This window comes from Pseudomonas idahonensis (assembly GCF_037903935.1).
In the GTDB taxonomy this organism is placed as follows: domain Bacteria; phylum Pseudomonadota; class Gammaproteobacteria; order Pseudomonadales; family Pseudomonadaceae; genus Aquipseudomonas; species Aquipseudomonas danubii.
In genome coordinates, this window is sequence record NZ_CP149586.1 from 2,169,699 (window position 1) to 2,181,716 (window position 12,018).

12 protein-coding genes are annotated in these 12,018 nt (G+C 60.9%); 1 reads left to right on the top strand and 11 read right to left on the bottom strand.

Annotation, left to right across the window (positions count from 1 at the left end; genetic code table 11):
• Positions 1–22: 22 nt before the first annotated feature.
• From WIN67_RS09915 to ccoN (WIN67_RS09960), 10 genes are all read right to left on the bottom strand, one after another.
• Positions 23–559 carry a FixH family protein gene (locus WIN67_RS09915; RefSeq protein ID WP_102863801.1) on the bottom strand — a complete coding sequence of 179 codons (537 nt, stop codon included), beginning with the start codon at positions 557–559 and terminating at the stop codon, positions 23–25.
• Between the two features lie 18 nt (positions 560–577).
• Positions 578–1,993: a cytochrome c oxidase accessory protein CcoG gene (gene ccoG, locus WIN67_RS09920; RefSeq protein WP_102879006.1), complete on the bottom strand. Its 1,416-nt coding sequence runs from the start codon at positions 1,991–1,993 to the stop codon at positions 578–580.
• Between the two features lie 393 nt (positions 1,994–2,386).
• The gene (gene ccoP / locus WIN67_RS09925) at positions 2,387–3,364 is read right to left on the bottom strand and encodes a cytochrome-c oxidase, cbb3-type subunit III (RefSeq protein ID WP_102863799.1); all 978 of its coding nucleotides are present in this window, start codon (positions 3,362–3,364) and stop codon (positions 2,387–2,389) included.
• Positions 3,361–3,546, bottom strand: a complete 186-nt coding sequence (locus tag WIN67_RS09930; RefSeq protein WP_011060239.1) for a CcoQ/FixQ family Cbb3-type cytochrome c oxidase assembly chaperone — start codon at positions 3,544–3,546, stop codon at positions 3,361–3,363. Before WIN67_RS09930 ends, ccoP (WIN67_RS09925) begins: the two co-directional genes overlap by 4 nt.
• 5 nt (positions 3,547–3,551) lie before the next feature.
• Positions 3,552–4,160, bottom strand: coding sequence for a cytochrome-c oxidase, cbb3-type subunit II (gene ccoO, locus WIN67_RS09935; RefSeq protein WP_102863798.1), 609 nt, complete (start codon positions 4,158–4,160; stop codon positions 3,552–3,554).
• On the bottom strand, positions 4,160–5,602 hold the full coding sequence (gene ccoN / locus WIN67_RS09940; RefSeq protein ID WP_102863797.1) for a cytochrome-c oxidase, cbb3-type subunit I: 1,443 nt from the start codon (positions 5,600–5,602) through the stop codon (positions 4,160–4,162). Before ccoN (WIN67_RS09940) ends, ccoO (WIN67_RS09935) begins: the two co-directional genes overlap by 1 nt.
• Positions 5,603–6,098: 496 nt before the next feature.
• A complete protein-coding gene (gene ccoP, locus WIN67_RS09945) occupies positions 6,099–7,046 on the bottom strand; it encodes a cytochrome-c oxidase, cbb3-type subunit III (RefSeq protein ID WP_339071112.1) in 948 nt (315 codons plus the stop codon).
• Complete coding sequence (locus tag WIN67_RS09950) at positions 7,043–7,273, bottom strand: cbb3-type cytochrome oxidase subunit 3 (RefSeq protein WP_102879007.1); 231 nt, start codon at positions 7,271–7,273, stop codon at positions 7,043–7,045. Before WIN67_RS09950 ends, ccoP (WIN67_RS09945) begins: the two co-directional genes overlap by 4 nt.
• Positions 7,274–7,276: 3 nt before the next feature.
• Positions 7,277–7,885, bottom strand: a complete 609-nt coding sequence (ccoO, locus tag WIN67_RS09955; RefSeq protein ID WP_102863795.1) for a cytochrome-c oxidase, cbb3-type subunit II — start codon at positions 7,883–7,885, stop codon at positions 7,277–7,279.
• Between the two features lie 10 nt (positions 7,886–7,895).
• Positions 7,896–9,320 carry a cytochrome-c oxidase, cbb3-type subunit I gene (gene ccoN, locus WIN67_RS09960; RefSeq protein WP_102863794.1) on the bottom strand — a complete coding sequence of 475 codons (1,425 nt, stop codon included), beginning with the start codon at positions 9,318–9,320 and terminating at the stop codon, positions 7,896–7,898.
• A gap of 99 nt (positions 9,321–9,419) precedes the next feature.
• Between ccoN (WIN67_RS09960) and WIN67_RS09965 the strand changes: the two genes are divergently transcribed.
• Positions 9,420–10,115, top strand: a complete 696-nt coding sequence (locus WIN67_RS09965; RefSeq protein ID WP_339071115.1) for an alpha/beta family hydrolase — start codon at positions 9,420–9,422, stop codon at positions 10,113–10,115.
• 167 nt (positions 10,116–10,282) lie between these two features.
• Here WIN67_RS09965 and WIN67_RS09970 read toward each other — a convergent pair whose 3' ends face one another.
• The gene (locus WIN67_RS09970; protein ID WP_102863792.1) at positions 10,283–11,848 is read right to left on the bottom strand and encodes a methyl-accepting chemotaxis protein; all 1,566 of its coding nucleotides are present in this window, start codon (positions 11,846–11,848) and stop codon (positions 10,283–10,285) included.
• Positions 11,849–12,018: the final 170 nt, after the last annotated feature.

Genomic DNA, 12,018 nt, shown 5'->3' on the forward strand with positions numbered 1-12,018 from the left:
GGCGATGGACGACAGGTGTTGTTCAGTTCAGGTCTTCCGCCCCTTGCAGCGGCTCATCGCCCAGCAGCAGGTCCTTGTCGTGGCTGACTTGTTCCTCTTCGAACATGCGCCAGGTCTTGTCGCCTTCGACTCCCAGCAGCTCGACGAAGCGCCGGCCTTCGACCTGATCGCTCAGCTGGCCAATGTAGCGACCTTGTTCGGTTTCGCTGCGGGTGAGGGCGATCTTGCGGTCTTTCTCGGGCTGGGTCGGCGAGATCAGGTTCAGCTCCAGGGTCTTGGGCTGGCTGTTACCGCTCAGGCGCAGTTCCACTTCGCCGGTCAGTTCGTCGAGGTGCACGTTGGCGCGCATCTTCAGGGTCTGGGCCAGCAGTTCACGGTCCAGGGAGCGGTTGATGCCCTTGCCGGCCTCGTAGTAGTTGTCGTTGACTAGGTTGTCCGGGTTGTTCACGGCAATGGTCACCATGGACAGGGTCAGGGTCACCGAGCAGGCGAGGATGCCAATGATGATCCAGGGCCAGAGGTGTTTGTACCAGGGGCTGGTGGTGGTAGCTGCGGGCATGATCACTTCTCTTGGCTCTTAACGAATTTGTGGGCCGATGAACCGGCTCTTGGCTTCAACGTGGACGCTGTCATCGTCGGCATCCTTGAGGATGAACTTCACCTCGTTGGTGGTCGATGGCAGTTGCTCTGGAGCGATGGACAGTTCCACTGGCATGCTGACGATATCGCCGGCCTCCACGTGGATCTCACGCTTGCCTTGCAGTTTCAGGTCCGGCAGGCCAGCGGCATCGAGCACGTAGGTGTGGTCGCGCTGGTCCTTGTTCATGATCTTCAGGCTGTAGACGTTTTCGATCCGGCCTTCTGAGTTTTCGCGGTACAGCACCCGGTCCTTGCTGACATCGAAGCCCACCAGCGAGCGCATGAAGAACGCGGTGACCAGCAGGCTGATCATGGCCAGCAACACCAGGGCGTAACCGATCAGGCGCGGACGCAGTTTATGGGTTTTCTGTCCGGAGAGGTTGTGTTCGGTGGTGTAGCTGATGAGTCCGCGTGGGTACTCCATCTTGTCCATGATGCTGTCACAGGCGTCGATGCAGGCAGCGCAGCCGATGCATTCGATCTGCAGGCCATCTCGGATATCGATGCCGGTGGGGCAGACCTGGACGCACATGGTGCAATCGATGCAGTCGCCCAGACCCTGGGCCTTGTAGTCGGCGCCTTTCTTGCGTGGACCACGGCTTTCGCCACGGCGTGGATCGTAGGACACGATCAGGGTGTCCTTGTCGAACATCACGCTCTGGAAGCGCGCATAGGGGCACATGTAGATGCACACTTGCTCGCGCAGCCAACCAGCGTTGCCGTAGGTGGCCAGGGTGAAGAAACCGACCCAGAAGTACGACCAGCCATCGGCCTGGCCCGTGAAGAACTCGATGACCAGTTCGCGGATGGGCGAGAAGTAGCCGACGAAGGTCATGCCGGTGACGAAGCCAATCAACAGCCAGAGACTGTGTTTGCTGAGTTTGCGCAGGAACTTGTTGGCGCTCATGGGCGCCTTGTCCAGCTTGATGCGCTGATTGCGGTCGCCTTCGGTGACTTTCTCGCACCACATGAAAATCCAGGTCCAGACGCTCTGCGGGCAGGTGTAGCCGCACCAGACGCGTCCGGCATAGACGGTGATGAAGAACAGGCCGAAAGCGGCAATGATCAATAGGCCCGAGAGCAGGATGAAGTCCTGGGGCCAGAACGTGGCGCCAAAGATAAAGAATTTACGTTCCGGCAGGTTCCACCAGACAGCCTGGTGACCACCCCAGTTGAGCCACACGGTGCCGAAGTACAGCAGGAATAATCCGGCGCCGCCCAGCATGCGCAGATTGCGGAACAGGCCAGTGAAGGCGCGGGTGTAGATTTTTTCCCTGGAGGCGTAGAGGTCGACGCTGTTGGTCGCGTTTTTGGCAGGCGGGGTAACGTCTTGTACGGGAATCTGGTTGCTCATCATTGCATCCCACGGCAGTGGAAAAATGCCTCGGCCAGTACATGCCGGCCGGGGTCAAAAGGGGTGTTGCAGTGGCGCAATGATACGCCTGTAGCTCTAGCGCAAGGGTGCGACCTTTGGTCGCGTTGGGGGAAATCAACTGATGGTGTAATGACTTGAATCAATTGACTTATGAATTATGGACCCATTTGCAGGCGGCGCCGTTCAATTCTTCCAGGGAATGATCAGGCGGACTCCGCAGGCCTCAAAGTCCTCCTTGTTCTAGAGATGCTACTACCGGGTTGCCTGGAAGGGTGATCCACCTTCGAGCACCAGCCGATGCAAGGCGCAAACAAAACGGCCCCGTCAATTTTCATTGGCGGGGCCGTCGGGTATTGCTTTCAGGCGTCGGTCTTACTCGGCGTCGGCCTGCTTGTTGCCGTGGGACAGGCTGTAGACATAGGCCGCCAGCAGGTGAACCTTGTCATTGCCTTGCAGTTGTTCCTGAGCAGGCATCACGCCCTGACGGCCATGACGAATGGTCTGCTGCAGTTGGGCGAAGCTCGAGCCGTAGATGAAGGCTGCCGGGTGAGTCAGGTTCGGGGCGCCCATGGCTGGTGTGCCTTTGCCTTCCGGACCGTGGCAGACCGCGCAGTTGGCGGCGAACAGCTTCTGACCATTGACCGGGTCGGCCTTGATGCCTTCCGGCAACTTGCGGCCGTCGAGGTTGGTCAGGACATAAGCGGCAACGTCACTGACGCCCTGTTCCTTGATCACGTCCACCCAGGCCGGCATCACCGCGTGGCGACCGCCCATGATGGAGGCCTTGATGGTTTCCGGCTCGCCGCCCCAACGCCAGTCGGCGTCAGTCAGGTTAGGGAAGCCATAGGCGCCCTTGGCGTCGGAACCGTGGCAGACCGAGCAGTTGGACGCGAACAGGCGACCGCCCATTTTCAGGGCTTGCGGGTCCTTGGCCACTTCTTCGATCGGCATGGCGGCGTACTTGGCGAAGATCGGGCCGAACTTGGCGTCCGACTTGGCCATTTCCTTTTCCCACTCATGCACACCGGTCCAGCCCGGCTGGCCGTTGGCAAACGGGGTCTGCTTCTCGTTATCGAGGTAGTTGTAGCCCGGCAGGACGCCTTTCCAGTTGCCCAGGCCCGGGTACAGCACCAGGTAACCCAGGGCGAAGACGATGGTGCCGACAAACAGCATGAACCACCACTGTGGCAGCGGGTTGTCGTACTCCTCGATCCCGTCGAAGGAGTGGCCGACCGTCTCGTCGGTCTGCTCGGTGCGCTGGCCCTTGCGGGTCGACAGCAGCAGCCAGGTCAGGGCGAAGATGGTACCCAGACTGAGGACTGTGACGTACAGACTCCAGAACGTAGTCATTCTTTGTTACTCCTAGAAGCTTGCTCGACGTGCTTGATGGCGTCGGGATCATCCGCGAACGGCAGCAAGGTCGCGTCTTCAAACTCGGACTTGCGCTTGGGGCTGAACACCCAGAGCGCCAAGCCGATGAAGGCCACCATCACAACAAGGGTGCCCAGGCCACGAATCATCCCGATATCCATCTAGATCACCGTTTGCTTTTGATGATGGTGCCCAGGCCTTGCAGATAGGCCACCAGCGCGTCCATTTCGGTTTTGCCCTTCACAGCATCCTGAGCGCCGGCGATGTCTTCGTCGGTGTAAGGGACGCCGAGTGTGCGCAAGACTTCCATTTTCTTCGCGGTGTCTTTGCCGTCGAGCTTGTTTTCTACGAGGAACGGATAAGCCGGCATCTTCGACTCGGGGACCACGTTGCGCGGGTTGTACAAGTGCGCACGCTGCCAGTCATCGGAGTAGCGGCCGCCGACACGGGCCAGGTCCGGGCCGGTACGCTTGGAGCCCCACAGGAACGGGTGGTCCCAGACGCTTTCACCGGCCACCGAGTAGTGGCCATAGCGTTCGGTTTCGGCGCGGAACGGACGGATCATCTGCGAGTGGCAGCCGACACAGCCGTTGGCGATGTACACGTCGCGGCCTTCCAGTTCCAACGCGGTGCGCGGCTTCATGCCCTCCACCGGCTTGTTGGTAACGTCCTGGAAGAACAGCGGAACGATCTGGGTCAGGCCGCCGATGCTGACGGCGATGACCATGAAGAAGGCCAGTAGGCCAATGTTCTTCTCGACTACTTCGTGCTTCATCAGTGAGCTCCAACTACAGCGATCTGAGCGGCGGCTTCAGCTTCAGCCGGGTTCGAGGCGCGAACGGTGCGGAACACGTTGTACGCCATGATCAGCATGCCGGCGGCGAAGAACGCACCGCCCAGAGCGCGGACGATAAAGCCCGGGTGACTGGCTTGCAGCGCTTCGACGAAGGAGTAGGTGAGGGTGCCGTCATCGTTGATTGCACGCCACATCAGGCCCTGGGTAATGCCGTTGACCCACATCGAGGCGATGTAGAGCACGGTACCGATGGTGGCCAGCCAGAAGTGGGTGTTGATCAGGCCGGTGCTGTGCATCTGCTGACGACCGAAGACTTTCGGGATCAGGTGGTACAGGGCGCCGATGGAGATCATCGCCACCCAGCCCAGAGCTCCGGCGTGTACGTGGCCGATGGTCCAGTCGGTGTAGTGCGAGAGCGAGTTGACGGTCTTGATCGCCATCATCGGACCTTCGAAGGTCGACATGCCGTAGAACGCCAGGGACACCACCAAGAAGCGCAGGATCGGGTCGGTGCGCAGCTTATGCCAGGCACCCGACAGGGTCATCATGCCGTTGATCATGCCGCCCCAGCTGGGTGCCAGTAGGATGATCGACATGGCCATGCCCAGGGACTGGGCCCAGTCCGGCAGTGCGGTGTAGTGCAGGTGGTGCGGACCGGCCCAGATGTACAGGGTGATCAGCGCCCAGAAGTGCACGATGGACAGGCGATAGGAGTAGATCGGACGCTCGGCCTGCTTGGGTACGAAGTAGTACATCATCCCCAGGAAACCGGTGGTCAGGAAGAAGCCCACGGCGTTGTGGCCGTACCACCACTGGATCATGGCGTCAGTCGCACCGGCATAGGCCGAATAGGACTTGAAGAAGCTGACCGGCAGGGAGGCGTGGTTGACGATGTGCAGCATCGCGGTCACCACGATGAAGGCACCGTAGAACCAGTTACCGACGTAGATGTGCTTGGTCTTGCGCTTGGTGATGGTGCCAAAGAACACCAGGCCATAGGTGACCCAGACGATCGCCAGCAGGATAGCCAGGGGCCATTCCAGTTCGGCGTATTCCTTGGTGGTGGTGTAACCCAGTGGCAGGGTCACGATCGCGCCGACGATCACCGCTTGCCAACCCCAGAAGGTGAAGGCCGCAAGGCTGTCGGAAATCAGTCGCGTCTGGCAGGTTCGCTGCACGACATAGTAAGAGGTGGCAAACAATGCACATCCACCGAAGGCGAAGATCACCAGGTTGGTGTGCAGCGGGCGCAGGCGTCCAAAGGTCGTCCATGGCAGATCGAAGTTCAACTCCGGCCAGACCAGTTGCGAGGCGATGAAGACACCGAGCCCCATGCCAAGGATCCCCCAGACCACCGTCATGATGGCGAACTGGCGGACTACCTTATAGTTATAAGCAGTCGGACTGATTGCTGTGCTCATTCTAAGGTTCCACGGTTTGGGTGTTTTATTAGGGATAAAAATCGGCCGCAAGTATGGAGAAAGCAGGGGGTCATTGCAACGCGCCATGACCTGGGTCAATGCGTTCCATGCCTGATTCTGCGGCCTTTCCCTATGCCGAGTAGGGACAAAAATTGCCCTCGGACAAAATGTCGCAGTGGACAAAAAACTTGGGGTGTCAGGTCAGTTGTAACCGGGTGTGTGGAAGTCCGCGGATCAGCTGACAGGTGGTAAGCCAGTCGACAGCCGGTATAAACCAGCCTTTGCGGCCTGTCATCGAGCGAAAGCTTCGAACGTCAAGGATACCGATGGCCTGTGACTGGTCATTGCCAGTCCACTTCGGGGCAAGCTTAGACCTGATTCGGATCAGTGCAAAGGCGGTGGGGGAGAGGGGTGCGACACTTGGTCGCAAAGAGGCAGGAGGGAAAGCTTCAAGCGGCAAGCTGCAAGTGAAACCTCGCAGCTTGCCGTTGATCTTTTACTGGTCGCTTTCAGCTTGTGGCTTGTTGCTGTTGTGGTGGGAGAGGCTGTACACGTAGGCGGCCAGCAGTTGCACCTTGTCGTTGCCGAGCAGTTCGCTCTGCGCCGGCATATGGCCCTGGCGACCGTGGCGGATGGTCTGCTGCAGTTGTGCCAGGCTGGTGCCGTAGATGAAACCGGCAGGCTGGGTCAGGTCGGGCGCGCCCATGATCTGAGTGCCCTTGCCGTCGGCGCCGTGACAGGCCACGCAGGTGGTGCTGAACGCTTGCTGCCCGGCCACCAGGTCGGCGTCGCTGTCCGCTGGCAGGGGCAGGCCGGCCAGTTCGTGACGGACATAAGCCGCTACGTTCTTCACGCCTGCTTCCTTGAGCACTTCACCCCAGGCCGGCATGGCCGCCATGCGGCCGCCCATGATGGTGGCCTTGATGGTGTCGGCGCTGCCGCCCCACCGCCAGTTGTCGTCCGCCAGGTTGGGGAAGCCGAAGGCACCCTTGGCGTCAGAGCCGTGGCACACCGAGCAGTTGGACGCGAACAGGCGTCCGCCCATCTTCAGTGCTTGTGGGTCCTTGGCCACTTTTTCTACGGGCATGGCTGCGAATTTGGCGAAGATCGGCCCAAATTTCACATCCGCCTTGGCCATTTCCTTTTCCCATTCCTTGGTCTGGGTCCAGCCGTCTTCATAGCCCGGCAGAATGCCTTTCCAGTTGCCCAGGCCCGGGTAGAGGATCAGGTAGCCCACGGAAAACACCAGGGTCCCGGCGAACAGCAGGAACCACCATTGCGGCAGGGGGTTGTCGTACTCCTCGATGCCATCGAAAGCGTGGCCCATGGTCTGGTCCACGCTGCCCTTGGTTTCACCCTTGCGGGTGCCGACCAGCAGCCAGGTCAGGCCGATCAGGCTGCCGATGGTCAGTACGCAGATCCACGTACTCCAGAAGGTGGTCATGGCCGAATGCTCCTTGTTACAGGCTCTTGAGGTTGAGCGTCATCAGTTGTATTACCGGCCGGTGCCGCACCCGGCATCGGGTCGTCGGCGAAGGGCAGCAGGCGTGCCTGGGCAAACTCGGGATTGCGTTTTGAGTTGAACACCCAGATCGATAGACCGACGAAGGCGATCATCACCACCAGGGTCCCGAGCCCGCGGATCATGCCGCTATCGAGTTCAAAACCCATGGCTCACCTCTTGCTCTTGATCGCAGTGCCAAGCACTTGCAGGTAGGACACCAGGGCGTCCATCTCGGTCTTGCCCTTGAGCGAGGCGGTGGCCCCGGCGATGTCGTCGTCGGTGTAGGGCACGCCGAGGGTGCGCATGACCTTGAGCTTGGTTTCGGTATGGCTGCTGTCCACCGCTGCTGTCACCAGCCACGGGTAGGCCGGCATCTTCGACTCGGGCACGACGTTACGCGGGTTGTACAAGTGCGCACGGTGCCAGTCATCGGAGTAGCGGCCGCCGACACGGGCCAGGTCCGGACCGGTACGCTTGGAGCCCCACAGGAACGGGTGGTCCCAGACGCTTTCACCAGCCACCGAGTAGTGACCGTAACGTTCGGTTTCAGCGCGGAACGGACGGATCATCTGCGAGTGGCACTGTACGCAGCCTTCGCGGATGTAGATGTCACGGCCTTCCAGTTGCAGGGCGGTGTAGGGCTTCATGCCTTCCACCGGCTTGTTGGTGACGTCCTGGAAGAACAGCGGGACGATCTGGGTCAGACCGCCGATGCTCACCGCGAAGACCATCAGCAGCATCAGCAGGCCGACGTTTTTTTCAATCGTTTCGTGTTTCATGGCGGACTCCTCAGGCCATCTGCGCAGCGGCGTTGACTTCGGCTGGCACGGCGGCACGCACGGTGCGCCAGGTGTTGTAAGCCATCAGGAACATGCCGCTGAGGAAGATCGCACCACCGACCAGTCGCACGATGAAGCCTGGGTGGCTGGCCACCAGGGTTTCGACGAAGGAGTAGGTGAGGGTGCCGTCTTCGTTGACTGCACGCCACATCAGGCCCTGGGCGATACCGTTGACCCACATCGAGGCGATGTAGAGCACGGTTCCGATGGTGGCCAGCCAGAAGTGGGTGTTGATCAGGCCGGTGCTGTACATCTGCTCGCGACCGAAGACTTTCGGGATCAGGTGGTACAGGGCGCCGATGGAGATCATCGCCACCCAGCCCAGAGCGCCGGCGTGAACGTGGCCGATGGTCCAGTCGGTGTAGTGGGACAGGGCGTTGACGGTCTTGATCGCCATCATCGGACCTTCGAAGGTCGACATGCCGTAGAACGCCAGGGACACCACCAAGAAGCGCAGGATCGGGTCGCTACGCAACTTATGCCAGGCACCCGAGAGGGTCATCATCCCGTTGATCATGCCGCCCCAGCTTGGCGCCAGCAGTACCAGGGACATCACCATCCCCAGGGACTGAGCCCAGTCCGGCAGTGCGGTGTAGTGCAGGTGGTGCGGACCGGCCCAGATGTACAGGGTGATCAGTGCCCAGAAGTGCACGATGGACAAGCGATAGGAATACACCGGACGCTCGGCCTGCTTGGGTACGAAGTAGTACATCATCCCCAGGAAGCCCGCGGTCAGGAAGAAGCCCACAGCGTTGTGGCCGTACCACCACTGCACCATCGCATCGGTCGCACCGGCATATACCGAGTAGGACTTGGTGAAGCTGACCGGCAGTTCCAGGTTGTTGACGATGTGCAGGATGGCCACGGTGATGATGAAGGAGCCGAAGAACCAGTTACCCACATAGATGTGTTTGGTCTTGCGCTGCATCACGGTGCCGAAGAACACAATGGCGTAGGCCACCCAGACAATGGTGATCAGGATATCGATCGGCCATTCCAGTTCGGCGTATTCCTTGGAGCTGGTGTAGCCCAGTGGCAGGCTGATAGCTGCCAAGAGGATGACCAGCTGCCAGCCCCAGAAGCAGAACGCGGCGATTTTCGGCGCGAACAACTGAGTCTGACAGGTGCGTTGCACCGAGTAGAACGAGCTGGCAAACAGTGCGCAGCCGCCAAAGGCGAAGATCACCGCGTTGGTGTGCAGCGGACGTAGACGGCCGAAGCTGGTCCACGGTAGGTCGAAGTTGAGTTCAGGCCAGACCAACTGGGCAGCGAGAAAAACCCCGAGCCCCATGCCGACGATGCCCCACACCACCGTCATAATGGCGAATTGGCGGACCACCTTGTAGTTGTAGGCGGTACTGATAGAAGTGTTCATGGTTCCCCATCCACGGTTCAGCTGAAGTGAAAGCGACTGCGCACGGCAAGGCGCGCTCACTTCGTCTGGAGTTATAGGCAGACTAAAAGCGAGGCAAGCATGAGCAATGAGCACAAGGCCAGTATTGACGGGGATCAATGGGCGCGGTGCGTGCGGAAACGGGGCTGGTTATGGGAGGTCGCCGCTGTTGCCAGCCCGTTGCAGGCTCCGACCCTGATCCTGGCCCATGGTGCCGGCGCGCCGATGGACAGCGGCTTCATGAACGACATCGCTGTACGCCTTGCCGGGCATGGGGTGAACGTCTTGCGCTTCGAGTTTCCCTACATGGCCCAGCGGCGCCTGGATGGCGGCAAGCGCCCGCCCAACCCGGCACCCAAACTCCTGGAGTGCTGGCGCGAGGTGCATGCCTTGGTGCGACCTTATGTCACTGGGGTTCTGGCGGTGGGCGGCAAGTCCATGGGCGGACGCATGGCCAGTTTGCTGGCCGATGAATTGGCTGCCGATGCCTTGGTGTGCCTGGGCTATCCCTTCTATGCCGTTGGCAAGCCGGAAAAACCGCGAGTGGCGCACCTGGCCGAACTGGCGACGCCGACCCTGATCGTGCAGGGCGAGCGTGACGCCCTGGGCAATCGCCAGGCGGTCGAAGCCTACTCACTGGCACCGAGTATCGAGCTGTATTGGCTGACGGCCGCTGATCACGATCTCAAGCCCCTGAAGGCCTCCGGTTGCACCCATGAGCAGCACCTGGAGTCAGCGGCGGCCAAGGTCGCTGCGTTCCTGCAAACACTGGCCTGATCCTGTAGGAGCGAGCTTGCTCGCGAAGCGCTCACCCGGCCCTCGAATGGGGATCGCGGCGTAGATCTGTCGCGAGCAAGCTCGCTCTTGCGGCTGTTGGGCGAGTTCGCAGGCATAAAAAAACCGCAAGCCGGTGCTTGCGGTTTTTTTGTCGCCGGCCCGGGGGCTTAGCGGTTGAAACGCTCCACCAGCGAGTACTGGGTGTGGGCGGTGCGGGTCAGGGCTTCGCTGAGTTCGGCCGAGTGCTGGGCCTGCTCCGAAGTCTGGTCCGCCAGTTGCGCGATGGTGCTGATGTTGCGGCTGATCTCTTCGGCCACCGAGCTTTGCTCTTCGGTGGCGGCAGCGATCTGGGTGGTCATGTCGGTGATGTTGGCCACCGCTTCACTGATGCCCACCAGCGCCTGGTCGGCTTCCAGCACCCGCGCCACGCCTTCTTCGGCCTGACGGTGACCGGCGTCCATGGTTTGCACGGCGGTGGCGGCGGTTTGTTGCAGCTTGGCGATCAGGGTGTGGATCTGCCCGGTGGACTCGCTGGTGCGTTGCGCCAGCTGGCGCACTTCATCGGCGACCACGGCAAAGCCGCGGCCCATTTCCCCGGCGCGTGCCGCTTCGATGGCCGCGTTCAAGGCCAGCAGGTTGGTCTGGTCGGCGATGCCCTTGATCACATCCACCACGCCGCCGATCTCGTCGCTGTCCTTGGCCAGCTGGGTCACGGTCAGGCCGGTTTCGCCCACCACCACTGACAGGCGCTGGATGGCTTCGCGGGTTTCCCCGGCGATGTCCCGGCCACGGCCGGTAAGGCGATTGGCTTCCTGGGTGGCGTCGGCGGTGCGTTGTACGTGGCTGGCCACTTCCTGGGTAGTGGCGGCCATCTGGTTGACCGCGGTGGCCACCTGCTCGGTTTCGACCCGCTGACGCTCCAGGCCGCTGGAGCTGTTGTGGGCCAGGGTGTCGGACTGGCGAGCCTGCTCGTTGAGGTGCTCGGCCGTGTCCTGCAGGCGGGTCAGGCAGGTCTTCAGGCGTGCTTCCTGGCTCAGGATCGACATTTCCAGACGTGCCTGGGCGCCGCGGCTGTCGGTGTACATCTGGGCGATCAGCGGGTCGGAGGTGGTCTGCTCGGCCAGGCGCAACAGGCGCTTGAGGCCGCGTTGCTGCCAGCTCAGGCCCAGCAGGCCCAGCGGCACCGAGAGCGCGGCAGCCAGGGCGAAGCCCCAATGGGAGTTGAGCCAGGCGCCGATCATGAAGCTCAGTTGGCTGACCAGAATGAAGGGCAGCCAGTCCTGCAGCACCGGTAGCCACTTGTCACGCTTGGGAATGGCCGACTTGCCGGAGTTGATACGCTGGTAAAGCGCTTCGGCGCGGCGCACCTGTTCGGCGGTGGGCTTGACCCGTACCGATTCGTAACCCACCACCTGGTTGCCTTCGAACACCGGAGTCACATAAGCGTTGACCCAGTAGTGGTCGCCGGTCTTGCAGCGGTTCTTGACGATCCCCATCCATGGCAAGCCTTGTTTCAAGGTGCCCCACATGTGCGCGAACACTGCCGCTGGGACATCAGGGTGACGGACCAGGTTGTGCGGCGCGCGAACCAGTTCTTCACGGGAGAACCCACTGATCTCGACAAAGGCATCGTTGCAGTAGGTGATCACGCCTTTGGCGTCGGTGGTGGAAATCAACCGTTGTTGAGCCGGGAAGGTACGTTCGCGCTGAGTGACAGGCTGGTTATTACGCATGGTTTTTCAATCCGCAAGGCTTTGATGGGTTGTCGGCCGCTTCAGCCGATTATTGAAATTATTTTTCAATAATCGGCGCTGGGTCTCATTAGGCAGAAGCTGTCGCTTGCAAAATGCGCCACCGCGGTTCCGATGGCTTTGGCGAGGCGTTAATCATTGACCTTCTTCCT